This window comes from Pseudomonas sp. A-R-19, assembly GCF_019956575.1.
Classification (GTDB): Bacteria; Pseudomonadota; Gammaproteobacteria; order Pseudomonadales; family Pseudomonadaceae; genus Aquipseudomonas.
On record NZ_JAHBDR010000082.1, the window covers coordinates 152,580 to 176,093 of the forward strand.

General features: G+C 62.0%; 19 protein-coding genes. 10 read left to right on the plus strand and 9 right to left on the minus strand.

Features of this window, described 5'->3' with window-relative positions:
- Positions 1–240: 240 nt before the first annotated feature.
- Together KGA88_RS23900 and KGA88_RS23905 are read right to left on the minus strand one after the other, a co-directional pair.
- Positions 241–1,611, minus strand: coding sequence for an aspartate aminotransferase family protein (locus tag KGA88_RS23900; RefSeq protein ID WP_110661171.1), 1,371 nt, complete (start codon positions 1,609–1,611; stop codon positions 241–243).
- Between the two features lie 21 nt (positions 1,612–1,632).
- Positions 1,633–3,123, minus strand: coding sequence for an aldehyde dehydrogenase (locus KGA88_RS23905; protein ID WP_223594669.1), 1,491 nt, complete (start codon positions 3,121–3,123; stop codon positions 1,633–1,635).
- A gap of 226 nt (positions 3,124–3,349) precedes the next feature.
- Between KGA88_RS23905 and KGA88_RS23910 the strand changes: the two genes are divergently transcribed.
- Complete coding sequence (locus KGA88_RS23910) at positions 3,350–4,270, plus strand: LysR family transcriptional regulator (RefSeq protein WP_110661173.1); 921 nt, start codon at positions 3,350–3,352, stop codon at positions 4,268–4,270.
- Between the two features lie 127 nt (positions 4,271–4,397).
- Here KGA88_RS23910 and hrpB read toward each other — a convergent pair whose 3' ends face one another.
- Complete coding sequence (hrpB, locus tag KGA88_RS23915; protein ID WP_223594673.1) at positions 4,398–6,914, minus strand: ATP-dependent helicase HrpB; 2,517 nt, start codon at positions 6,912–6,914, stop codon at positions 4,398–4,400.
- A gap of 361 nt (positions 6,915–7,275) precedes the next feature.
- Between hrpB and KGA88_RS23920 the strand changes: the two genes are divergently transcribed.
- Both KGA88_RS23920 and KGA88_RS23925 read left to right on the plus strand, forming a co-directional pair.
- Entirely contained in the window at positions 7,276–7,695 is a 420-nt protein-coding gene (locus KGA88_RS23920) for a polyribonucleotide nucleotidyltransferase (RefSeq protein ID WP_103396525.1), read from the plus strand.
- A 41-nt stretch (positions 7,696–7,736) separates the two neighbouring features.
- On the plus strand, positions 7,737–8,633 hold the full coding sequence (locus KGA88_RS23925) for a cation diffusion facilitator family transporter (RefSeq protein WP_110663005.1): 897 nt from the start codon (positions 7,737–7,739) through the stop codon (positions 8,631–8,633).
- On the opposite strand, the gene KGA88_RS23930 is transcribed toward KGA88_RS23925, so the two are convergent.
- Positions 8,627–9,730: a DUF6515 family protein gene (locus KGA88_RS23930; RefSeq protein WP_223594674.1), complete on the minus strand. Its 1,104-nt coding sequence runs from the start codon at positions 9,728–9,730 to the stop codon at positions 8,627–8,629. The genes KGA88_RS23925 and KGA88_RS23930 overlap by 7 nt on opposite strands.
- Before the next feature lie 450 nt (positions 9,731–10,180).
- Between KGA88_RS23930 and KGA88_RS23935 the strand changes: the two genes are divergently transcribed.
- Together KGA88_RS23935 and KGA88_RS23940 are read left to right on the plus strand one after the other, a co-directional pair.
- On the plus strand, positions 10,181–10,660 hold the full coding sequence (locus KGA88_RS23935; protein WP_056855781.1) for an Lrp/AsnC family transcriptional regulator: 480 nt from the start codon (positions 10,181–10,183) through the stop codon (positions 10,658–10,660).
- A 228-nt stretch (positions 10,661–10,888) separates the two neighbouring features.
- Positions 10,889–11,098 (plus strand): DUF2788 domain-containing protein, encoded by a 210-nt coding sequence (locus KGA88_RS23940; RefSeq protein WP_007975837.1) that lies wholly within the window; start codon positions 10,889–10,891, stop codon positions 11,096–11,098.
- On the opposite strand, the gene KGA88_RS23945 is transcribed toward KGA88_RS23940, so the two are convergent.
- The 4 genes from KGA88_RS23945 to KGA88_RS23960 form a co-directional block, all read right to left on the minus strand.
- The gene (locus KGA88_RS23945) at positions 11,093–11,728 is read right to left on the minus strand and encodes a pseudouridine synthase (RefSeq protein WP_110660964.1); all 636 of its coding nucleotides are present in this window, start codon (positions 11,726–11,728) and stop codon (positions 11,093–11,095) included. The two genes, KGA88_RS23940 and KGA88_RS23945, sit on opposite strands and share 6 nt — an antisense overlap.
- 71 nt (positions 11,729–11,799) lie before the next feature.
- Positions 11,800–13,299, minus strand: coding sequence for an AMP nucleosidase (gene amn / locus KGA88_RS23950; RefSeq protein ID WP_181432088.1), 1,500 nt, complete (start codon positions 13,297–13,299; stop codon positions 11,800–11,802).
- Positions 13,300–13,471: 172 nt separating this feature from the next.
- Positions 13,472–15,118 carry an acyl-CoA dehydrogenase family protein gene (locus KGA88_RS23955; RefSeq protein ID WP_223594678.1) on the minus strand — a complete coding sequence of 549 codons (1,647 nt, stop codon included), beginning with the start codon at positions 15,116–15,118 and terminating at the stop codon, positions 13,472–13,474.
- A 74-nt stretch (positions 15,119–15,192) separates the two neighbouring features.
- Positions 15,193–17,577, minus strand: coding sequence for a hybrid sensor histidine kinase/response regulator (locus tag KGA88_RS23960; RefSeq protein WP_223594679.1), 2,385 nt, complete (start codon positions 17,575–17,577; stop codon positions 15,193–15,195).
- A gap of 383 nt (positions 17,578–17,960) precedes the next feature.
- On the opposite strand from KGA88_RS23960, the gene KGA88_RS23965 reads away from it, so the two are divergent.
- From KGA88_RS23965 to KGA88_RS23980, 4 genes are all read left to right on the plus strand, one after another.
- The gene (locus KGA88_RS23965) at positions 17,961–18,758 is read left to right on the plus strand and encodes a hydroxymethylpyrimidine/phosphomethylpyrimidine kinase (RefSeq protein WP_223594680.1); all 798 of its coding nucleotides are present in this window, start codon (positions 17,961–17,963) and stop codon (positions 18,756–18,758) included.
- Between the two features lie 31 nt (positions 18,759–18,789).
- On the plus strand, positions 18,790–19,413 hold the full coding sequence (gene thiE / locus KGA88_RS23970) for a thiamine phosphate synthase (protein ID WP_110662966.1): 624 nt from the start codon (positions 18,790–18,792) through the stop codon (positions 19,411–19,413).
- 31 nt (positions 19,414–19,444) lie between these two features.
- Entirely contained in the window at positions 19,445–20,728 is a 1,284-nt protein-coding gene (gene hemL, locus KGA88_RS23975; protein ID WP_008052405.1) for a glutamate-1-semialdehyde 2,1-aminomutase, read from the plus strand.
- A 225-nt stretch (positions 20,729–20,953) separates the two neighbouring features.
- Complete coding sequence (locus KGA88_RS23980) at positions 20,954–21,508, plus strand: tetratricopeptide repeat protein (protein WP_103396533.1); 555 nt, start codon at positions 20,954–20,956, stop codon at positions 21,506–21,508.
- Between the two features lie 173 nt (positions 21,509–21,681).
- On the opposite strand, the gene KGA88_RS23985 is transcribed toward KGA88_RS23980, so the two are convergent.
- Complete coding sequence (locus KGA88_RS23985; RefSeq protein WP_003185742.1) at positions 21,682–22,011, minus strand: DUF1820 family protein; 330 nt, start codon at positions 22,009–22,011, stop codon at positions 21,682–21,684.
- A 135-nt stretch (positions 22,012–22,146) separates the two neighbouring features.
- Between KGA88_RS23985 and miaB the strand changes: the two genes are divergently transcribed.
- A complete protein-coding gene (miaB, locus tag KGA88_RS23990; protein WP_110659873.1) occupies positions 22,147–23,475 on the plus strand; it encodes a tRNA (N6-isopentenyl adenosine(37)-C2)-methylthiotransferase MiaB in 1,329 nt (442 codons plus the stop codon).
- The last annotated feature ends 39 nt before the right edge of the window (positions 23,476–23,514 follow it).

Below are 23,514 nucleotides of genomic sequence, written 5' to 3' on the forward strand. Positions count from 1 at the left end.
AGGGCGGGATTAGGAAAATGAGGAAATATGTCGATGCGAACGATGAAAAAACTCGTTAGCGCGCACTGCGAAAGGGCGCTGTGGGCGGGGATGCCCGAGGTGGGTGCAAGGCGTTAAAAATGTGTTGAATGGGCCATGGCATTCGCGAGCAAGCCCGCTCCCACAGGGGATCCGTGTCAGACACAAATCCAATGTGGGAGCGGGCTTGCTCGCGAAGAGGCCCGAGAGAACGCTACAAGATCAAATCCGGCCGTATTCCTGCGCCGTGCGATCCAGCGCTTTCAAGGTCTTGCTGATCAGCTCATCGATCTCCTCGCGACTGGCAATCAACGCCGGCGCCATGATCATCCGGCCGAGGGTCGAGCGAATGATCACCCCCTCCTCAAAACCAATCGTACGGCAGCGCCAGGCAATGTCATTCTCGTTGGCAAAACGCTTGCGAGTGGACTTGTCTTCGGCCAGTTGCAGCGCCGCGACCATGCCAGTGCCCTGGATGTCTCCCACCAGCGGGTGCTTGCCGAACACTTCGCGCAGGCACTGTTGCAGGTACGGGCCGATGTCGTCCTTGACCCGCGTCACCACGCCCTCGTCACGCAGCGCCTTGAGGTTGGCAATCGCCACCGCCGCCGCCACCGGGTGCCCGGAATAGGTCAGGCCGTGGGCAAACACGCCGCCCTGCTCCACCAGCACCGAGGCCATTTTCTTCGACAGGATCAAGCCACCCATGGGGATGTAGCCCGAGGTCAGGCCCTTGGCGATGGACAGGGTGTCCGGCTCGAAACCGAAGTACTCGTGGGCGAACCATTCGCCGGTACGACCGAAGCCGCCGATCACTTCATCGGCGCACAGCAACACGTCGTACTTGCGGCAGATGCGCTGGATTTCCGGCCAGTAGCTTTCCGGCGGGAAGATCATTCCGCCAGCGCCCTGGAACGGCTCAGCGATGAAGCCCGCGACTTTGTCCGCACCCAGTTCGAGGATCTTCGCTTCCAGTTGCTGTGCCGCGCGCAGACCGAATTCAGCCGGGGTCAGGTTGCCCTCGTGAGCGAAGAAGTACGGCTCGTCGATGTGCTCGATGTCCGGAATCATGCCGCCCATTTCGTGCATGAATTTCATGCCGCCCAGAGCCGTCGCGGCCAGGGTCGAACCGTGGTAACCGTTCCAGCGGCCGATCATGATTTTCTTCTCGGGCTTACCGAGCACCTGCCAGTAGCGACGCACCGTGCGGATCAACACCTCGTTGGCTTCGGAGCCGGAGTTGGTGTAGATCGCGTGGCTGTAGTGACCCGGCAGCAAACTGAACAGCAACTCGGACAGCTCGATCACCTGCGGGTGGGTGGTGTGGAAAAACATGTTGTAGTACGGCAGCTGCTCCAGCTGCTGGCTTGCTGCGAGGGCCAGGTCCTTGCGCCCGTAACCGAGGTTGGTGCACCACAACCCGGACATGCCGTCGAGGTAGCGGCGGCCATCGTTGTCCCACAGGTGCAGGCGCTCGCCACGGACCATCACCCGTGGCCCTTCGTCGTTGAGGGCTTTCTGATCGACGAACGCATGGATGTGGTGCGCAGCGTCGGCGGCCTGGTAGTCGCGGGTTTCACGTGGTGTGGTCATCGCCAGTTCTCCGTTTTGTTATCAGCGCAATTGAAACCAGGTGGTCTTCAACTGGGTGTATTTATCGAATGAATGCAGGGACAGGTCGCGGCCAAAACCGGACTGCTTGCCACCGCCAAAAGGCACGGTCACGTCCAGCGCATCGACGCTGTTGACCGACACCGTACCGGCCCGCAATTGCCGCGCCACACGGTGGGCGCGGTTGAGGTCGTCGGTCCACAGTGACGCCGCCAGACCGTAGACGCTGTCGTTGGCCAATTGCAAGGCGTGGGCCTCGTCGTCGAACGCCGTGACGGCCAGCACCGGGCCGAACACTTCATCGCGAAACAACGGCATGTCCGGGGTCACACCGGTGAAAATCGTCGGCTGGATGAAATTGTCCGAGCCATTGAAGATCGACTGCCGACCACCGCAGATCCGGGTCGCGCCTTGCTGCTCGGCCTGCTGGATGAACTTCATGATGCGCGCGGTCTGACGGCTGTCGACGATGGCTCCGGCGGCGCTCGACGGGTCCAGCGGATCGCCCGGTAACCAGCGTTCGGCCTGGACCTTGAGACGCTCGACGAACTCGTCATGGATCGAGCGCTGCACCAGCAACCGCGAGTTGGCCGAACAGACTTCGCCCTGATTGAAGAAGATGCCGAACGCGGCTTTCTGCGCGGCCAGATCCAGGTCCTGGCAATCGGCGAACACCAGGTTCGCGCTCTTGCCGCCGCACTCCAGCCACACCTGCTTGAGGTTCGACTGGGCCGAGTACTGCATGAAATATTTGCCGACCTCGGTGGAGCCGGTGAACACCAGGCAATCGACGTCCGGGTGCAGGCCGAGGGCCTTGCCGGTTTGTTCGCCGAGTCCCGGCAGAACGTTCAACACACCTGCCGGCACACCAGCTTCAAGCGCCAGCTCAGCCAGACGCAAAGCGGAAAACGGCGACTGCTCGGCCGGCTTGAGGATCACCGAATTGCCCGAAGCCAAGGCCGGGGCGAGTTTCCACGCAGCCATGTCCAGCGGGAAATTCCACGGCACCACGGCCGCCACCACGCCGAGGGCTTCGCGGGTGATGGTCGCCAGCACGTTCTGCGCACTCGGCGCGACCTGATCGTAGAGTTTGTCGAGGCTCTCGGCGTACCAGCGGAACACGCCCGCGGCGCCCGGCACATCGATGTTGTAGGCATCGGTGACGGGCTTGCCCATGTTCAGCGAGTCGAGCAGCGCCAGTTCTTCGCGGTTGTCGAGAATCAAGTCGGCCAGGCGCAACAGTACTTGCTTGCGTTCGCTCGGTGAGCGCGCAGCCCAGGTACCCGCCTCGAAGACCTGCCGCGCATTGCGCACCGCCACGTTCACGTCTTCTTCGCCGCAGGCGGCAACGTTGGCCAGGCATTGGCCGGTGGCGGGATTGATCGCGGCAAAAGTCTGCCCCGACTGCGCCGCATGGCGCTTGCCGTCGATCACGGCTTGGTCGGGAAACCGCAGGGAAGCGGCCTTGCGTTGCCAATACTCAAGCTCGAACACGTTCAGATGCTCCGTTGGACATTCTTGTGTATTGGATAGTCGCTCAGGCCCGAGCGGTGGAAAACCAGTAAAAATGTGTTCGCAGGCCAAGAAAAAACTACGTAGCCAATCTCCCTTCCGGCGCAGCATGTGGTTATTGTTCAACCACGACAAATCGCTACCCGAGCGGATAGGGGTGGCGCGCAAATTGCCTGGATGCCTGATCCGTTCTCCCCCGAGGTTTGCTGTGGCTGCCTACAATCTGCGTCAACTGAAATACTTCATCACCACCGTCGAGTGCGGCAGCGTCGCCGAGGCCTCGCGCAAGCTGTACATCGCCCAGCCTTCGATCTCCACGGCCATCAAAGGGCTGGAAGACAGTTTCGGCGTGCAACTGCTGATCCGCCATCACGCCCAGGGCGTGTCATTGACCCCCAGCGGTGCACGCTTTTACCGCAAGGCTCAGGAACTGCTGCGCATGGCCAAGGAGTTCGAGCAGAACGCCCTGGCCGACAACGACGTGGTATCCGGGCAGATCGATATCGGCTGTTTCGAAACCGTCGCGCCGCTGTACCTGCCGCAATTGATCGCCGGGTTTTCGGCGTTGTACCCGGGCGTGGAAATCCGCATCCGTGATGGCGAGCAACAAGAGCTGGTGCAGGGCCTGACCTCAGGCGCCTTCGATCTGGCGATCCTCTACGAGCACGACCTCGACGGCACCATCCAGACCGAACCACTGATGCCGGCGCAACGACCGTACGCGCTGCTGCCGGCGGATCACCGCTTCGCCCAGCAGGCGCAAGTGTCGCTGCGGGACCTGTACCTGGAGCCGATGATTCTTCTGGACGTGCAGCCGAGCCGGACCTATTTCGTCAGTCTGTTCGATGAGCTGGGCCTGACCCCACGCATCGCCTTCAGCTCGCCATCGATCGAGATGGTGCGCGGCATGGTCGGCCAGGGGTTCGGTTTTTCGATCCTGGTGACCAAGCCGCATTCGGAGTGCACCTACGACGGGCAGAAAGTGGTGTGCGTGGACATTGCCGAAGACGTCACCGGTTCCGGGCTAGTGGCGGCATGGCTCAAGCGCGGGCAACTGACCAAGCCGGCACAGTTGTTTGCCGATTATTGCCGCGAGCAGCTGACCGCCAAATCCGAAAATCCACAGTAACTTCTGTGGCGAGGGGGCTTGCCCCCGTTGGACTGCGCAGCAGGCCCTGCTTTTCAGGTGAAGAGTTGGGGCCGCTTCGCGACCCAGCGGGGGCAAGCCCCCTCGCCACAGAGTTCAGTGTTGACCGTTATTTACGGGGTTTGATTCGCGCAGTCGCCTCCGCCACCAGCGGATCATCCGGCCAGTAGTGCTTCGGGTAACGTCCCTTCAAATCCTTCTTCACCTCGGCGTAGGTGCTGCGCCAGAAGTTCGCCAAGTCCTGGGTCACCTGCACCGGTCGCCGCGCCGGGGACAACAGATGCAGCTTGACCACCTGCCGGCCCCCGGCGATGCGCGGGGTTTCGGCCAGGCCGAACAACTCCTGCAATCGCACCGCCAGAATCGGCGGTTGCTCACTGTAATCCAGACGAATCGACGAGCCCGACGGCACGCTCAAATGATGCGGCGCCAGTTCGTCCAGCCGCTGTGGCAGCGGCCACGGCAGCAGGTTGTGGACGATGCTCGACAGGTCCAGGTTGGCAAAGTGGCTGAGTCGGGAAACCTTGCCCAGATACGGCATCAGCCACTGCTCCAGACTCTTGAGCAACGCCGCGTCGCTGACATCCGGCCACTCGCTCTCGCCCTTGCCGGCCAGGTCCAATTGACGCAACAAGGCAACCCGCGCCTGCCACTGACGCAGCTCCGGGGTCCACGGCAACAGCTCCAGGCCTTTGCGCCGCACCAGGTTCACCAGCGCCTGGCTACGGGCAGTTTCGTCGAGACCGGTCAACGGTTCACGGCTGAGGATCAGTTCACCGACCTTGCGCTGGCGCTCAGCCCGCAGCACGCCCTCGCGTTCATCCCAATCCAGTTGATCGACGCAACGCACCTGTTCGGCCAGCACTGAATCGAAGAGCGCCGGATCGAAGTCCGTCGCCAGGTAAATCCGCTCCTCACGCTGCCCCTGACGACTGCCCAGATCGGCAATCACCAGCCATGGTTGTTTCATCAGGCTATCGGCCTCGGCAAACAGGGCGGCACGACCGTTGGCCAAGCGATACTCCGCGCCACCGGCACGCCGTTGTTGGGCGACCCGGTCGGGATAAGCCAGCGCCAGCAACGCGCCGAGCCAGCGCGGATGATCCGGATCGTTGACCGGCTCCGAAGCTTTGCCGCGCAGGTAACCACGATATTGCCGCGCCAGTTGCCGTGCGCGCTGCACGCCGCCCTGGGCACCGCGTGCGGCGCGTTCTTCGCCAGACAGCAGCACCAGCCGACTGTGCAAATCCGCCCCGGCGCCACGCAAGATATCGCGCTCGCCGAGCAGTGCAGCGACGTCGCAGGCCATGTCCGCCAGCCCCAGTGCCTGGCCGCGCAACAGCAAATGAGCGATGCGCGGATGCGCCGGCAGCTCGGCCATGGCCTGACCGTGGCGGGTCAATGCTTCCCCCTCCAGAGCCCCCAGGCGTTCGAGCAGGTCCTGGGCCTGTGCATAAGCGGCGGCCGGCGGCACGTCGAGCCACACCAGTTGCCCAGGTAGAACGCCCCAACGCCCCAGCTGCAAGGCCAGCCCGGCGAGGTCCGCCGAAAGGATTTCCGCACTGCCATAGGCCGCCAGTTGCTCGTGCTGGTCCTGGGACCACAGGCGATAACACACACCGGGCTCCAGACGCCCGGCCCGGCCCGCACGCTGAGTCGCGCTGGCCTTGGAAATGCGCTGGGTGTCGAGACGGGTCATGCCGCTACCGGGGTCGAAACGCGGCACCCGCGCCAGCCCGGCATCGATCACCACGCGCACACCGTTGATGGTCAAACTGGTTTCGGCGATGTTGGTGGCCAGCACCACTTTGCGCTTGCCCGCCGGCGCCGGGTCGATCGCGGCCCGTTGCGCGGCGAGATCCAGTTCACCGTGCAATGGGCACAGTAGAACCTGAGTGTTTTCGCCCAAGGCATCCGCCAACTGCTGATGCACGCGGCGGATTTCAGCCTGCCCCGGCAGGAACACCAGCACGCTGCCGCTCTCGTCGTTCAAGGCTTCCAGGATTGTCTGCACCAGACGCGGCTCGATGAATTCACCCGCCTGGAACGGCCGCCCCCAGCGCATCGCCACCGGGTACATGCGCCCTTCGCTGCGCAGGATCGGCGCGTCGTCGAGCAGCCCGGCCAAGCGTTCGCCCTCGAGCGTGGCGGACATCAAGAGGATTTTCAGCGGCTGATCGTCACGGAACAGTTCGCGACCATTGAGGCTCAGGGCCAAGGCCAGGTCAGCGTCGAGGCTACGTTCGTGGAATTCGTCGAAGATCAGCAGGCCCACGCCTTCCAGCGCCGGGTCATCCTGCAGGCGCCGGGTGAGGATGCCTTCGGTGACCACTTCGATGCGGGTATTGGGGCCGACCTTGCTGTCGAGGCGAATGCGATAACCCACGGTTTCGCCGACCTTCTCCCCCAGCTCACTGGCCAACCGCTCCGCCGCTGCACGCGCAGCCAGCCGGCGGGGTTCGAGCATCAGGATGGTCTGCCCGGCCAACCACGGCTCGTTGAGCAAGGCCAAGGGTACGCGGGTGGTTTTACCGGCGCCGGGCGGTGCTTCGAGCACGGCTTCGTGGCGTGTAGCCAGGGCTTCACGCAGGGCGGGTAAAACTTCATCGATCGGCAAAGAAATCATGCTGGCTCCCCAGGGCGTGCCCACAGTAAATTGCGAGTCGCGTTGAAGCTGTGGGCGTGCCAGGCAAGGCGCGGGACGCAGGTAAGGGTTTTTTCCTTACCAAGTTCCGCAACGCAGCATGGCGCGTCCACAGCTTCAGCCCGGAGGGCCGAACCCCGATTACAAGTGTCAGCCGTTACGCGTTGTTGAACTGAAAAAAACAACGTCCATCCTCAACTATCTCTGTAGGGGTGAGACGCGGCCGCAATTTACTGTGGGCACGCCCTGCCAGCGCGAGTATAACGGCGAACTGCGTGGCGTTAATCACGGTCCTAATTCATACCGACGACGTTTCGTTTCGAGATTACCCAGGAGATTTCATATGCGTGCTCCCTTTCGCCTGATTGGCGGTGTTCTGGTCGCAACCTTGCTGACTCAAGTGACAGCCTGCGGTTCGATCTTCTACCCCGATCGCCGTGGCCAGATCGAAGGCAAGATCGACCCGGCCATCGCCGTGCTCGACGCCGTCGGCCTGCTGTTCTACATCATCCCCGGCCTGATCGCGTTTGCCGTGGACTTCGCCACCGGCGCGATTTATTTCGAGCCGGGCAAGACCGCCCAGGTCGACCCGCAAAAACTCAAGGACGCCATCGGCCCCGACGGCAAGGTCGATAACCGCAAGTTGCAGACTATTCTGGAAAGCGAACTGGGCCGCAGCTTCCCGCTGGACGATCCACGCCTGATCCAGAGCAAGGGCAGCGCCCAGCAACTGGCGATGTTCGGCCTGCAACCCGCCGCGTAATCCCTGCGCGCTAAAGGACTCTTCAAGGAACGATGGCCCCTATGACCTCCAGCTCCGAACACGCCCGCCTGCTGCGGCTGGCGACCCGTGCCTCGGTGGCAGTGGCGTGCACATTGATCGTCGCCAAGGCCATCGCCTGGTGGCTGAGCGGCTCGGTGAGCATGCTCGCCGGGCTCACCGACTCGGTACTCGACGGCGTCACCTCATTGCTCAACCTGCTGGCTGTGCATTACGCACTGCGCCCCGCCGACGATGATCATCGCTACGGGCACGGCAAGGCCGAGTCATTGGCGGGCATGGCCCAGGCGTTGTTCATTGGTGGCAGTGCGGTGTTGATTGCGTTGCAGGCCTACGATCGGCTGAAAAATCCGGAACCGGTCGGCGCGCCGTGGATCAGCATCGGGGTGATTGTGTTCTCGCTCGCCCTGACCCTGGCCTTGCTGATGTTGCAACATCGGGTGGTCAAGGCCACCGGCTCCAACGCGGTGCGCGCCGACTCGCTGCACTACCGCTCGGACATGCTGCTCAACGGCAGCATTCTGATCGCGTTGGTGTTGGCCGGGTTTGGCTGGGATCAGGTCGATGCCTGGTTTGGCCTGGGAATCGCTGCGTATATCTTGTGGAGCGCGGTACAGATCGCCCGGGAGAGTTTTGCGGTATTGATGGATGAAGAACTGCCACCGGATGTCAGCCAGCACATGCTGGAATTGGCATGCAGCGTTCCCGGCGTATTGGGTGCCCATGACCTGCGCACGCGGATCTCCGGCAACCAGTGGTTTGTGCAGTTGCATCTGGAATTGCCGGGGGAGCTGACGCTATCCGTTGCCCATGGCATCAGCGACCAGGCGGCGGCCGCCATTCACAGCGCCTACCCGCGAGCCGAAGTGCTGGTGCACGCCGACCCGCAGGAAGTGGTGAAAGCCGCCCGGGCTCAGTAGTTCACCTGATAACCGCGACTGCTCAGGCAACTGCCCTGGGCCTGTCGGTAAGTTTGCACCACCGACGGGTCTGGCTGGTAGGTGGCGGTGCGTGGATCGAAACCACTCTGCTGCACCGCGTCTTGATAACACTCGTAGCCATCCCGACTGACCTGCTCCGGCGACTGACCGTTGGCCGGGTATGCCTCCACGTCATAGCCATTGATGGCGGCCGGTGGTTGCGATTGCGCCCGGTCAACCGGCGGTTCGACCACGACGTAATCCTGAGTGTTCTCCTGGTAGGCGTAATACGAACCGGCCGCGAGGAACAGCAGCGCCCCGCCGATCCACACCTGCTGGGCGTAATCGGGCAAGTAACTGACGCGAATCCCGCGTGGTGGCTCTACCACTTCATAACGCGGGCCCAGCGGGCGATACCAGTAACCACCGGAATAGAAGTAATCCATGCCACGGTAAGGCACGCGGAAGTTACGCTCGGGAAAGCGGTCGATCACCTGGCCGGGGCGATACCTGGGGCCTGGCCCCCAACCGTTACCGTGTCCACTCGGGCGCCCCTCCCAGTGATTGTCATTGGTCGGTGCACCGATATAGCCGTTCGAGCGCTGATTGTAATTGTTGCGATATGGCTGATCCTGGTAGTAACCGCGCTGTGGCTGCTGGGTCTGGCGCACAGTGTCGGGGCGAGGCTGGATCGGCATGTCAGTGGCTGGCGCCTGCGGCGGTGGTGGCGGCGAGCGAACCCGGCTGTTGAAGTCCGGCGCTGGAGGGTTCTGCCACTGGCCATTGTTCTGATGCTGTTTCTGGCCGTTGGGCTCGTGCTGGCGGTTGTCGTTGCTCTGCCCATGCGGCTGGTTCTGCGGTGGGGCGTTTTGCACACGTGGCTGGTTCTGCGGCGGGGCATTTTGCGGACGTGGCTGATTCTGCGGCGGGGCATTTTGCGGACCTGGCTGGTTGTTGCCACCATGGCCCTGATTGCCACCCTGGCCATGCTGTCCGCCATCATGCCCATGGTTTTGCGGCTCATCGGCCATCGTTTGCGCAGTGACACTGACACACAGCAAACCAACACCGGCCAAACGCCAGATGCGCGATTTCATGCTTTTCCTCATTGCGGGTTAGGGCCTGTACATAAGACTGGGAAAGCCGTGGCCGGTTCTGCTACAGGTTATCAGTCACGCAACTTATTTATTGAGGGCCGCTCTTTAATTCACGGCAGCAAATTCCACGCAAGAAAAAGGGGAGACCCGTCGGCCTCCCCTTGGAAAACTTCGTCCTGGCTCGACGCTTGTGGCGCCGGCTCACCTCACGCCGTCTTCTGGACAGTGTGTAGCTCGGGGGCCGGCACATCCCCGGTGGGGGTGGCGACCGCGGCGGGCCTGATTGGGCGGGCCGCACTGGACTGTTTGTCCGAGCAGTGATTCTGGTGATAAGAATAGGCCGGGAGCGCTGGCAGAGGATTGCGAAGATTGCTGAATTAAACATCACTTGCGCAATTTTTAACCCAGGATACATAATCCTCAGCAATAGTTACGACAAAGGACCGTTTGATGAGCAAGCTCGACCGTTACGACCTGAGTATTTTGGCGGAATTGCAGCGCGACGCACGCATCTCCAACCAGGAGCTGGCCGAGCGCATCGGCCTGTCGCCTTCGCCGTGCTCGCGACGGGTCAAGCAACTGGAGGACGACGGCTACATTTCCCGCCAGGTCGCCCTGCTCGACCGCAAGATGCTCGGCCTGAGCCTGACCGCCTATGTGCTGATCGGCATGGACCGTCACACGCCGGAGCGTTTCGAGAATTTCGAACAGGCCATCCGCACCTTGCCGCAGGTACTGGAATGCAGCCTGGTGACCGGGATGGATGCCGACTATCAGCTCAAGGTCGTGGTGCCGGACATGGATCACTACCAGAAACTGCTGCTGGGGCATCTGACGCGGATTGAAGGCGTGACCAGCGTGCGCTCGAGTTTTGTGCTGAATCAGGTGTTGAACAGCACCGAACTGCCTTTGACTCATCTGCGCAGCTAATTGTGGCGAGGGGGCTTGCCCCCGTTCGGCTGCGCAGCAGTCGCAAACTCAGCAAATGCGGTGTGTCAGGTGTAACCTGCCTGCAGATTTTAGGGCTGCTGCGCAACCCAACGGGGGCAAGCCCCCTCGCCACAGGTGCGACACACCGACGCAGGTCAATACTGCACGCAGCCTGCCGGGCGTATACTCCCCGCGCCCTTTTAGCCTCGCCCGCGCTGGAGATGTTCGATGGATCCTGCAGTTTTTGAAGAATGGATGATGACCGGTCTGGTCACGATCCTGATCATTTTCATGGGTTTCATCGTCTGGGATCTGGCGAAGAAGTCCAAGGCCGGGCGCTTTGGCTCGTTCATTCTGTTCTTCGTACTGGGCCTGGGCGTGGCGGCGTTCATCATCAAGAGCGTGGTGATCGGCCTGATCGAATCCGGCGCCTTATAAGCGCGCCGGCACTTCTTTCCACTGGCCCTGATCGAGCCCTTCGATCGTCCAGTCGCCGATTCTGACCCGCACCAGACGCAAGGTCGGCAACCCGACCGCCGCCGTCATGCGCCGCACCTGGCGGTTGCGCCCTTCGCGAATCACCAACTCCAGCCAACTGGTCGGCACGCTTTTACGAAAGCGCACCGGCGGATTGCGCGGCCACAGCTCGGGTTCGTCCAGTTGCCGCGCCTCGGCAGGCAAGGTCATGCCGTCATTCAATTCAACGCCGTCACGCAAGCGCTGCAATTGCTCGGCACTCGGCTCGCCTTCGACCTGTACCCAATAAGTCTTGGCCAGCTTGTGTTTCGGGTCGGCGATCCGCGCCTGAAGCTGACCGTCGTTGGTCAGCAGCAATAAGCCTTCGCTGTCGCGGTCCAGCCGTCCGGCCGGATAGATTCCCGGTACTTCGATGTAATCCTTGAGCGTCGCGCGCCCTTCGCCGTCACTGAACTGTGTCAGCACATCGAAGGGTTTGTTGAACAGGATCAGTTTCGGCTCGGCCGGCGGTGCCTTGGCGACACGACGCGGGGCTGAGGGAGAAGGTTTCGCGCCAGGGCGGCGGGAAACGGGACGTTGAGGACGGGACATGGCGAAGAGAACATCTAACGGTCAGGGCTGCTAATGCTAGTGCCCTGACCGCCAAATGACCATGACAACCGTTAGCGGAACGGCGGCTCGTCGAAGCTGCGCAGTTTGCGCGAGTGCAGCGAGTTGAGCTCGGTGCGCAACAGATCCACTGCCTCGATCCCGATCTTCAAGTGCTGGCTGACCGCGCGCTCATAGAAGGCGTTGGCCGAGCCCGGCAGCTTGATTTCGCTGTGCAGCGGTTTGTCCGAGACGCACAGCAACGTGCCGTACGGCACCCGCAAGCGATAACCTTGCGCGGCGATGGTGCCGCTTTCCATGTCCACCGCCACGGCGCGGGACAGGTTGATCAATGGTCGCTCCTGGGCCCAGCGCAATTCCCAGTTACGATCGTCGTAGGTCAGCACGGTGCCGGTACGCAGGCGCTTCTTCAGTTCGTCACCCTTCTCGCCGGTGATGTTGGCCGCCGCTTGCTGAAGCGCCATCTGCACTTCGGCCAGGGCTGGGATCGGAATATTCGGCGGTACGACCCGGTCGAGAATCCCATCGCGGCGCATGTAGGCGTGGGCCAGCACGTAATCGCCAATCGTCTGCGACTGACGCAGGCCACCGCAGTGACCGATCATCAGCCAGCAATGCGGACGGAGCACGGCCAGGTGGTCGGTGATGTTCTTGGCGTTGGACGGGCCGACACCGATGTTGACCAGGGTCACACCGTGGCCGTCACTGGCGATCAGGTGATAGGCCGGCATCTGGTAGCGGTGCCAGACCACCCCGGCGGCAATTGCCGAGGCTTCGCCGTGGTCCATGCCCTTGTCGATGATCACGTTGCCCGGCAGGACCATGCGCACGAAGCGCGGATCGCTGCGCAATTGTTCCAGGCCATGGACGATGAACTGGTCGACGTAGCGGTGATAGTTGGTCAGCAGGATCCACGGCTGCACATGCCGCCAGTCACTGCCGGTGTAATGCACCAGGCGGCGCAGGGAGAAGTCCACCCGCGCGGCATCGAACAGGGCCAGGGGCAGCGGATCGGTGTTTTCCCAATCGTACAGACCGTCGGCAATGCCATCGGTCGCGGCCGACAGGTCGGTACTCGGGAACACCCGCGCCAGCACCGCAGCGGTGACGCCGGAGCCGGCCAACTCATCGCCCTGCTCGACCACATATGGATACGGGATGTTCTGCTGGCTGACACCGACTTCCACGGTCACGGTGAAGTCGTGCATCAGCGGAACGAGCTGTTCCAGCAGGTACTTACGGAAAGCCGATGGATGGGTGACGGTAACGCTGTAGGTGCCCGGCAGCTGGACCTTGGCATAGGCCCGGGTGGTCTGCGGAACTTCGCCCTGGCAAAGGTAGGTCAGGCGCAGTTCGGGATAACGGAACAATGCCCGTTGCTCGGCATCAGGCTCGACGCGGTCCTTGAGGTAGCGCTTGAGCGCCTGGCTCAACGCGGTGGTTGCACGATTGTGCAAGAGTGCAAGCCGATCCACGGCTTGCTCGGCGGTTTGAACGACAATAAAAGCTTCGGTCACGATCAGCATCCTGTGTTCTGACTTGCAGACCTTCATCTTGCCTGCATCGTCGCTTCACGGGAACAGTGGCCCTTACACAAATGCCTTACTCACCTAAGATCCAATGTGGGAGCGGGCTTGCTCGCGAAAGCGGTATGTCAGTCATAGCAATGTTGAATATGACACCGCATTCGCGAGCAAGCCCGCTCCCACACAGGATCAGCGTCGATCACACCAATGGAGTCGACCGGGCGACAATGGCTTCTACATCCAGACCACGTGGCAATGCGCCGTACACTCGGCCGCCGCCCTCCAGACGACTGGCGATGAAGGCATCACTGACCACCGAATTCCCCGCCTCCAGCAACAGTTTGGCCTGCAACCCCAACGCAATGTCCTCGGTCAGTTGGCGGGCGCGGTACTGGATTTCGCTGGTGTCCTTGAAAGCCGCCTGCAATTGATGGATATGGGCAGCCAGGCGCTTGTCGCCATGACCATCGCCCAACTCGCTGAACAGCGCATCAAGCACGCCCGGCTCTTTCGACAGGGCACGCAGTACGTCGAGGCATTGCACGTTGCCGGAACCTTCCCAGGTCGAATTCACCGGCGCTTCGCGGTAAAGCCGCGGCAGGATGCTTTCCTCAACATAACCCGCGCCGCCCATACATTCGGCCGCTTCGTTGATCATCGCTGGCGCCCGCTTGCAGATCCAGTACTTGCCCACCGCCGTCACCAGACGGGCGAATTTGGCTTCCTGCGAATCGTCCAGATGGTCCAGCGCCCGGCCCATGCGCAGGCTCAAGGCCAGGGCGGCTTCACTTTCCAGCGCCAGATCCGCCAGCACGTTTTGCATCAGCGGCTGCTCGCTGAGCAGTTTGCCGCCAACCGAACGGTGAGCGCAGTGATGGCTGGCCTGGGTCAATGCCTGACGCATCAGCGAACTGGAACCGACCATGCAATCGAAGCGAGTCATGGCGACCATCTCGATGATCGTCGGCACGCCCCGACCCTCTTCACCGACCATCCACGCCAGTGCGCCCCGAAACTCCACTTCGCTGGAGGCGTTGGAGCAGTTGCCGAGCTTGTTCTTCAGACGCTGGATATAGAACTGATTGCGTGTGTCGTCCGGACGATGGCGCGGCAGCAGGAAACAGGTCAGGCCCTTGTCGGTCTGCGCCAGGGTCAGGAAGGCGTCGCACATCGGCGCCGAGCAAAACCACTTGTGCCCCACCAGTTCATAAGCCTGGCCTGGGCCGCTGGCACCGACCGGATACGCCTTGGTGGTATTGGCCCGCACATCGGTGCCGCCCTGCTTCTCGGTCATGGCCATGCCGATGGTGACCCCGGCCTTGTGGGCCATGCCGACGTTACGCGGGTCGTATTCGGTGGCGAGGATTTTCGGCAGCCATTTTTCGGCCAGGTCCGGTTGCAGGCGCATGGCCGGAACGCTGGCGAAGGTCATGGTCAACGGACAGCCACTGCCGGCTTCGGCCTGGCTATGCAGGTACGACATCGAGGCGCGGGCGACATGGGCGCCAGCCTGCGGGTGCGCCCAGGGCAGCGAGGTCAAGCCGTGCTCTACCGCCGTGCGCATCAATTGGTGATATGCCGGATGAAATTCCACCAGATCGATGCGATGACCAAAGCGGTCATGGCTGTTGAACACCGGCTTGTTCTGATTGGCCAGGAACCCGGCTTCCATCAACGGCCCACCGGCCAGCGCGCCATAGGCGTCGATCCGCGACTCGGCCCAACCGGCCCCGAAACGCCGCGACCATTCCTGCAACGGCAAGTCGATGCGGTACAGGTTGGCGCCGTCCAGTGACGGTGGCTGGTTAGTGACTTCGTGGGTTTCGGCGAACTGATGCAAGTTCATGACTGGGCTCCTTTGGTCGGCCAAGGGACTTCAGTTAAGCACCGCCCCTCCGCCGAACAAAGTGTCATATCCGCCTAACTGTCGGCGCTTTCGCCCTGTTGCGGGCAGAGCACTCGGCGATAGAGCGCGGCCTGCAAGTCTTCGAATTTCACCGGCTTGCTCAAGTAATCAATCAGCGCGCCGGTCGGGCAACGTTCTCGGTCACCGCTCAGGGCGATCATGAACAACGGCAGTTCGGCATAGCCCGCCACCGCGCGGATCCGGCAGCACAGCGACTCACCGTCCTGAAGCGGCAACTGACAATCGACCAGTACCGCGTCAAACACTTCGCGCGGCAAGAGGTCGAGCGCGACATCGCCGCTGTCAGCCGTGCGCACGCGGAAGCCCAGTTTGAGCAACATGCCGCGCATCACCAACTGACTGACGCTGTTGCCATCGACCAGCAGCACGGCACAATCCTGAGGCAAGCGCAGGCGCGGAAAATCCCGGGGCATCAACGGCGTCACCGGACGCTCGGCCACCGGCAGCCCGACTTCCACATCCAGCTGAAACCGGCTGCCACGTCCTGGCTCGGAGCGATGCGTCAGGCGCCCACCGAGCAATTCGACCAACTGTCGGCAAATCGCCAGGCCAACCCCCAGGCCACCGTATTCACGAGTCATCGAGCCATCGAGCTGGAAGAACCGCTGATACATCGTGGCCTCCCCCAAGTCGGTGAAACCGATGCCGGTGTCGATCACCGCAAAGGTCAACGCCAGCCGATCGGGCTCAACGGCCTTGCCGGTCACCCGCAGCGCCAGGCCGCCGATCTTGGTGAACTTGATGGCGTTATCCAGCAGGCACTCCAGGCATTGCGCGATCTTGACGTTGTCGCCGTGCAAACGATCCGGCACACCCGGTGCGACATCGACCTTGAAGTCCAGCGACTTGCCCGATGCATTGCCCTCGAACTGCGTGCGCAACGCCTCGACCATGCCGCGCAGGCTGAAGGTGTCGGCCGAGGCCTTGAGCTTGCCGGCCTGCAATTCGGTGAGGGTGAGGATGCCGTTGACCATGCGCATCATGTCCCGCGCCGACCCCGAAGCCGTCTGCTGATACTGCTCAAGCTCCGGGTCCATATCGACCGTCTGCATCAGCTCCAGCGAACCGATCACACCATTCATGGGTGTGCGCAGTTCGTGGGTCAGGGTGGCAAGGAACTCGTCCTTGAGTTTGTTACTGCGAGCCAGTTGCTGGTTGAGCACTTCAAGTTTCTGGCTGGCGTCGAACAGGGTTTGCGCCTGCTGCTCGCGCATGGCGTTGATGCGGTCGGCCAGCGCCAGGGACAGCAACGCCACTTCGATGGCCGAGCCGATCTGGCTGGAATACATGGTCAGGAACACGTTCGGCAGGTAGCCCAGCACCATCAGCGTATTGACGATGCCGCCGAGCAGGAACGCCGACCAGGCAATGATGAAATACCGCGCCACCCGCAGGCCCCGCAACCAGGCAAAGATCCCGGCGGCAAAAATCACCACGGTGAACGTCAGCGCCAGGGCCGTGGCCAGGCGCAAGGCCAGGGCATAACTGGTCATCAACGACAGGCCGACCACCAGCGCACCGAAGGCAACCAGCGCCAGCAACAAGCGGTCGAGCCAGCGACTATGGGTAGCCATTTGCAGGAAACTGCGGGCGAACTGACTGCCGAACAGCCCCGCACAGCCGATGAAAAACGGCGTCGCGGCGTTGGCCCACCATGGATTATCCGGCCAGAAATACTGCACGGCCGCACCGTTTACCGACAGCTGATACAAGCCGAACGAGGCGATATAGAAGATGTAGTAGAGGTAACTGGTGTCGCGCACGCTGAGGTAGATGAACAGGTTGTAGACCAGCATCCCCAGCAGCACGCCGTAGATCAGCCCCAGTACGTAGAGGCGCACGGGCTGTTCTTCGAGGTAGGCGGTGCTTGACCACAAGGTGACCGGTGCCTGGATCGAGCCTTCGCTTTGCAAGCGCAGGAATAGGGTTTCGGCCTGGTCAGGCTTGAACGTCAGGTCGAACAGATAGTTGTTCTGACGAATCTCGCGGCTGGCGAAGGGCAAGGCATCGCCAGTCTGCCTGACCAACTGATAGTTGCCGGCCGCATCGGGCAAATAGAGATCGAGACGATCGAGGGGCGGATAGGCCAGTTCCAGCAGCCAGGTCCGTTGCGCCGCCGGATTGGCCGGACGGTAATGCAGGTCGATTTTCAACCAGAACACCGAACGCGAGTACCCGGCGTTGAGCGTGTCCTTATGGTGCGGTTTGAAGTTGCCGGCCGCCGCTTGTGCACGGATATCCGCGATGGTCGCCTGACCACCTGCGTCCTCGTAGACCTGCAGGGTTCGGCCCAAGGGGAGGCTTTGAGTGAACTCATCGAACTCGACGGCGTTTGCCAAGAGGGGCAAACACAACAGCAACATCAGCAAATAGCGCATTGAAGCCCCAGCGTGGCCTGTCCGATTCTGTCAGGAAGCCCCCCATTCCTTTTGAGCAGACGTAGAACCGGTATCACCTGTTATTGGTTTGGATCCACTCTAGCATAGCCGTTGATGGCCATTAAACACCATTGAAACTTTTCCTACAGAGGCTCTAGACCGGGCGTCTCAGAGCAGCTCCGGGAAGGCATTTTGTGGTTGGCTAGTCACTGTGGCGAGGGGGCTTGCCCTCGTTCCGCTGCGAAGCAGTCGTGAAACCCGCCAACGCGTTCAACCAGGCAGGTTATGGGGGGCCGCTTCGCGACCCAGCGGGAGCAAGCTCCCTCGCCACAATGGCATGTCGCTGCCCCCGAAAAACAGGTTTGGTGGTAAGCTCGCGCACCATGAATATCTACAGCTCTCGCCCCGTTGTCCTCTGTCTCTCCGGCCACGACCCAAGTGGTGGCGCCGGCTTGCAGGCAGATATCGAAGCCCTGCTCGCTCAGGGTTGCCATGCGGCTCCGGCCGTCACCGCCCTGACCGTGCAAGACACCGTCAATGTCACTGACTTCCGCGTCCTCGACCGTGAGTGGGTACTGGCCCAGGCCAATGCCGTGCTCAACGATTCCGAAGTCGCTGCGGTCAAACTGGGCATGCTCGGTTCCCTGGAAATGGTCGACACCGTTGTCGAACTGCTTTCGGCGCACCCGCACCTGCCGGTGGTCTGCGACCCGGTGCTGCGCGCCGGCGGCGGCGGGCGCCTGGGCAAGGACGAGGTGGGCTACGCCATGCGCGAACGCCTGCTGCCCCTGTCGATCATTGCAACCCCCAACCTTCCCGAAGCCCGGATCCTCGCCGAACTGCCAGATGGCACCGCGGACGAGTGCGCTGAAAAACTCCTGCCGTACGTCAAACACCTGCTGATCACCGGCGGCCATGGCGACGAAACCGAAATCCACAATCGCCTGTACAGCCGCGACGGCCTGCGCGAAACCTATACCTGTCAGCGTTTGCCCGGCAGTTATCACGGTTCCGGTTGCACCCTGGCCAGCGCGCTGGCCGGTCGTCTGGCCCAGGGCGAAAACCTCGCCAGTGCCGTACAGACCGCGCTTAACTACACGTGGCGCACCCTGCGCGATGCCGAGCAGTTGGGCAAAGGCCAGTTTGTGCCGCGCCGTTTGCCACTGGATTTCTGTTCGTAACTTCTATTAGTAATGCGCTGAGGCTTGTCCGATGAAACTACGTGGCCTGTACGCCATTACCGACAGCCATTTGCTGGACGGCAAATTGCTCAAGTACGTGGAGGCGGCGCTGGAAGGCGGCGTCATCTTGCTGCAATACCGTGACAAGAGCAGTGACGAGGCCCGCCGCCTGCGTGAGGCCGAAGCACTGCGCGAGCTGTGCGAACGCTACAACACCAAGCTAATCATCAATGATGACGCCGAACTGGCCGCGCGCCTGAACGTTGGCGTGCACCTGGGCCAGACGGACGGTCCGCTGTCGCCGACCCGCGCCCTGCTCGGTTCCAAAGCCATCATCGGCTCGACCTGCCACGCGCAGCTCGAACTGGCCGAACAGGCTGCCAAAGAAGGCGCCAGCTATGTCGCCTTCGGTCGTTTCTTCAATTCGAACACCAAGCCCGGCGCACCGACCTGCAGCCTCGACCTGCTCGACCAGGCGCGCAAGCAGTTGCACTTGCCGATCTGCGCAATCGGCGGCATCACCCTGGACAACGCCGCCCCGCTGGTGGCCCACGGCGTCGATCTGCTGGCCGTGGTGCATGGCCTGTTTGGCGCCGAGAGTACGGCCGAAGTGACCCGTCGTGCCCGCGCCTTCAACGAACTGTTTTCTATTTAAGTCGCTTAAAATCTGATTTGAGAGCCCGATCATGTCTCGTTCCGAAACGCTGTTTGCCAATGCCCAGAAACACATTCCCGGTGGCGTGAACTCGCCGGTTCGCGCGTTCAAGAGCGTCGGCGGCACGCCGTTGTTCTTCAAGCACGCCGAAGGCGCCTACGTCACCGACGAAGACGACAAGCGCTATGTGGATTACGTCGGTTCCTGGGGCCCGATGATTCTCGGCCACAGCCACCCGGACGTGCTGGACGCCGTGCGCAAGCAGCTTGAACACGGACTGTCCTACGGCGCCCCGACCGAGATGGAAACGCAGATGGCCGACCTGGTCTGTTCCCTCGTGCCGTCGATGGAAATGGTGCGCATGGTCAGCTCCGGCACCGAAGCAACCATGAGCGCCATTCGCCTGGCCCGCGGCTTCACCGGCCGCGACAGCATCATCAAGTTCGAAGGCTGCTACCACGGTCACTCCGACAGCCTGCTGGTCAAGGCCGGTTCCGGCGCACTGACCCAGGGCGTACCGAGCTCGGCCGGCGTGCCGGCCGCGTTCGCCAAACACACCCTGACCCTGCCCTTCAACGACATCGATGCCGTTGAAGCCATGCTCGCCGAAGTCGGCCAGGACGTTGCTTGCATCATCGTCGAGCCAGTGGCCGGCAACATGAACTGCGTGCCGCCGGCACCGGGCTTCCTCGAAGGCCTGCGGACCTTGTGCGACAAGCACGGCGTGGTGCTGATTTTCGACGAAGTGATGACCGGTTTCCGCGTCGCCCTCGGCGGTGCCCAGGCGTACTACGGCGTGACGCCGGACCTGACCACCTTCGGCAAGATCATCGGTGGCGGCATGCCGGTCGGCTGCTTCGGCGGCAAGCGTGAAATCATGCAGCGCATCGCCCCGCTGGGCCCGGTCTACCAGGCCGGTACGCTGTCCGGTAACCCGCTGGCGATGGCCGCCGGCCTGACCACCCTGCGCCTGATCAGCCGCCCGGGCTTCCACGCCGAGCTGACCGACTACACCACTCGCCTGCTCGACGGCCTGCAACAGCGCGCCGATGCGGCCGGCATTCCGTTCGTGACCACCCAGGCCGGCGGCATGTTCGGCCTGTACTTCAGCGGCGCCGACGACATCGTCACCTTCGATGACGTCATGGCCAGCGACGCGGCCCTGTTCGGTCGTTTCTTCCACCTGATGCTGGAAGGCGGCGTGTACCTGGCACCGAGCGCCTTCGAAGCCGGGTTCACGTCGATCGCTCATGGCGAAGCCGAGCTGAAACTGACCCTGGACGCCGCCGAGCGCGCCTTCGCTGCCTTGAAATAACGCTGTAGCGCTGACGTTGGCCATTGCCGGCGTCAGCTTTCACCTACACGCCCGCCTGCATTCCTACAGTTTCAGCAAAAATCCTCCGCAAAACCGGTGATATATTTCCCGCGCAGCAGAAAAACGAGTAAAGACTTTGTAAGGTTGGCCCTGCTTATTTCATAATGCGCGCTTATTGGATCCCCTCGATGGGTCCGCGCGCCCTTCAGAGGTAAGTCGATTCCCATGAACCGCACCGGCCGCACCCTTGCACTGGGCTGCCTGTTGCTTCTTCAGCCCCTGCTCGCGCACGCACAAGCAGGCGGCAACTCGTTGTTGATCCCAGCGATGGGTCGCTGCACCCTCAATACCCAGCCGCAAGACCTGGAACAGGCGCTCGCTGCCTGCCAGAAAGCGTCGGATGAAGGGGATGCGCAAGCGCAATACGAGTTGGGTGAGTTCTACTACGAAGGCAAAAACGCGCCGCGCGACCTCAATCAAGCCCTGAGCTATTTCGAAAAGGCCTCGCTGCAAGGCCACGCCCAGGCGCAATTCAAGTTAGGCACCATGTTCTTCCACGGCGAAGGCGTGCCGGCCAATAACGTTCAGGCGTATATCCTGCTGAAGATGGCGGCGGTCAACGGCGCCGAAGATGCCTTGGACACTGCCGACGAAGTCACTGAAAAGATGCCCCGCGAAGAACTCGAAGTCGCCACCCAGGTGCTCGGGCAAATTTTCCGTAAATACCTGATGGAATTGCAGAGCGCCGATGGGCGTACGCCTTTTGCGCCATTGCCCTGAAAACAACGAGGGGCTTTGTGGCGAGGGGGCTTGCCCCCGTTCGGCTGCGCAGCAGTCGTAAAATCTCTAAATGCAGCATCCATAGAAGACTGCGGTGGTCGGATTTGGGGCCGCTTCGCAGCCCAACGGGGGCAAGCCCCCTCGCCACAACAAGCCTCTCTAGCCTTGGCTACTTACTTCTCAGGCATCGGCATCGGAAACGGCATTACATTGCCGACCGCGCCACGGGCTTCGCTGATTTTCGGTGTGCCCAGACGCTCGACTTCGTCGATACGCACAATCGAATGCATCGGCACAAAGCTGCGCACCACGCCTTCGAACTGTGCCTTGAGCTTCTCTTCGCTCGGATCGACGACCACTTGCGTGCGCTCGCCAAAGACGAACTCTTCCACTTCCAGAAAGCCCCACAGATCACTTTGATAGATCTGCTTGGCGTACATTTCGAACACCTGGCCCTGGTTGAGGAAAATCACCTTGTAGATTGGAGCTTCACGTTTGGTCATGGCAGGCGAGCAACACATCGGGGGATAAAAATGAGGGCGCGAACTATAGCATAGCCATTGGACGCGCAGCGGTAGGAACCGCGGGACATGTTCCCTATAATGCGCGGTTCTTTGAATCACGTGATGACTCTTTCCATGGCCAAGAAGCTTTACATCGAAACCCACGGTTGCCAGATGAACGAGTACGACAGCTCGCGTATGGTCGATCTGCTGGGCGAACATCAGGCCCTGGAAGTCACCGCGCGCGCTGAAGACGCCGACGTGATCCTGCTCAACACCTGCTCTATCCGCGAGCGTGCCCAGGACCGCGTCTACTCCCAACTCGGTCGCTGGCGCGAACTGAAGCTGGCCAACCCGGACATGGTAATCGCCGTCGGTGGTTGCGTAGCCAGCCAGGAAGGCGCGGCCATCCGCGATCGCGCACCGTACGTCGACGTGGTCTTCGGCCCGCAGACCCTGCACCGCCTGCCGGAAATGATCGACGCCGCGCGCATCACCAAGCTGCCGCAAGTCGACGTCTCGTTCCCGGAAATCGAAAAATTCGACCATTTGCCCGAACCCCGCATCGACGGCCCGAGCGCCTACGTGTCGGTGATGGAAGGTTGCAGCAAGTACTGCACGTTCTGCGTGGTGCCCTACACCCGTGGCGAAGAGGTCAGCCGGCCGTTCGACGACGTGCTTGCCGAGATCATTCACCTGGCCGAAAACGGCGTGCGCGAAGTGACGCTGCTGGGGCAGAACGTCAACGGTTATCGTGGCAAGACCCATGACGGGCGCCTGGCGGACCTGGCCGAGCTGATCCGCGTGGTCGCCGCAGTCGATGGCATCGACCGCATCCGCTACACCACGTCGCATCCGCTGGAGTTCTCCGACAGTCTGATCCAGGCCCACGCCGACGTGCCGGAACTGGTCAAGCACCTGCACTTGCCGGTGCAGTCGGGCTCTGACCGCATCCTCGCGGCGATGAAGCGCAACCACACAGCGCTGGAGTACAAATCCAAACTGCGCAAGCTGCGCGCCGCCGTGCCGGGGATCTGCATCAGTTCGGACTTCATCGTCGGCTTCCCGGGCGAGACCGAGAAAGACTTCGAGCAGACCATGAAGCTGATTGCCGACGTCGGTTTCGACTTTTCCTACTCGTTCGTCTACAGCCAGCGCCCGGGCACTCCGGCCGCCGACCTGGCCGATGACACGCCGGAAGAGCTGAAAAAAGAACGCCTGAATGCGCTGCAACATCGCCTGAACCAGCAAGGTTTCGAGATCAGCCGACAAATGGTCGGCTCGATCCAACGGATCCTGGTGACCGATTACTCGAAAAAAGACCCAGGCGAACTGCAAGGCCGGACCGAAAATAACCGTATCGTCAACTTCCGCTGCGATAATCCGACCCTGATCGGCCAGTTCGCGGATGTGCACATCGATGCCGCGCAGCCGCATTCGCTGCGGGGGTCGTTGATCCAGTAACCCCGCGTCCCCCTTGTGGGAGCGGGCTTTTGTGGCGAG

Excerpts from the sequence above, each read along its gene's own strand:
- KGA88_RS23900 (WP_110661171.1), bottom strand. The coding sequence starts at position 1,611 with ATGACCACACCACGTGAAACCCGCGACTACCAGGCCGCCGACGCTGCG.
- hrpB (WP_223594673.1), bottom strand. The coding sequence starts at position 6,914 with ATGATTTCTTTGCCGATCGATGAAGTTTTACCCGCCCTGCGTGAAGCC.
- KGA88_RS23920 (WP_103396525.1), top strand. The coding sequence starts at position 7,276 with ATGCGTGCTCCCTTTCGCCTGATTGGCGGTGTTCTGGTCGCAACCTTG.
- KGA88_RS23925 (WP_110663005.1), top strand. The coding sequence starts at position 7,737 with ATGACCTCCAGCTCCGAACACGCCCGCCTGCTGCGGCTGGCGACCCGT.
- KGA88_RS23930 (WP_223594674.1), bottom strand. The coding sequence starts at position 9,730 with ATGAAATCGCGCATCTGGCGTTTGGCCGGTGTTGGTTTGCTGTGTGTC.
- KGA88_RS23935 (WP_056855781.1), top strand. The coding sequence starts at position 10,181 with ATGAGCAAGCTCGACCGTTACGACCTGAGTATTTTGGCGGAATTGCAG.
- KGA88_RS23940 (WP_007975837.1), top strand. The coding sequence starts at position 10,889 with ATGGATCCTGCAGTTTTTGAAGAATGGATGATGACCGGTCTGGTCACG.
- KGA88_RS23945 (WP_110660964.1), bottom strand. The coding sequence starts at position 11,728 with ATGTCCCGTCCTCAACGTCCCGTTTCCCGCCGCCCTGGCGCGAAACCT.
- amn (WP_181432088.1), bottom strand. The coding sequence starts at position 13,299 with ATGAAGGTCTGCAAGTCAGAACACAGGATGCTGATCGTGACCGAAGCT.
- KGA88_RS23955 (WP_223594678.1), bottom strand. The coding sequence starts at position 15,118 with ATGAACTTGCATCAGTTCGCCGAAACCCACGAAGTCACTAACCAGCCA.
- KGA88_RS23960 (WP_223594679.1), bottom strand. The coding sequence starts at position 17,577 with ATGCGCTATTTGCTGATGTTGCTGTTGTGTTTGCCCCTCTTGGCAAAC.
- KGA88_RS23965 (WP_223594680.1), top strand. The coding sequence starts at position 17,961 with ATGAATATCTACAGCTCTCGCCCCGTTGTCCTCTGTCTCTCCGGCCAC.
- thiE (WP_110662966.1), top strand. The coding sequence starts at position 18,790 with ATGAAACTACGTGGCCTGTACGCCATTACCGACAGCCATTTGCTGGAC.
- hemL (WP_008052405.1), top strand. The coding sequence starts at position 19,445 with ATGTCTCGTTCCGAAACGCTGTTTGCCAATGCCCAGAAACACATTCCC.
- KGA88_RS23980 (WP_103396533.1), top strand. The coding sequence starts at position 20,954 with ATGAACCGCACCGGCCGCACCCTTGCACTGGGCTGCCTGTTGCTTCTT.
- KGA88_RS23985 (WP_003185742.1), bottom strand. The coding sequence starts at position 22,011 with ATGACCAAACGTGAAGCTCCAATCTACAAGGTGATTTTCCTCAACCAG.
- miaB (WP_110659873.1), top strand. The coding sequence starts at position 22,147 with ATGGCCAAGAAGCTTTACATCGAAACCCACGGTTGCCAGATGAACGAG.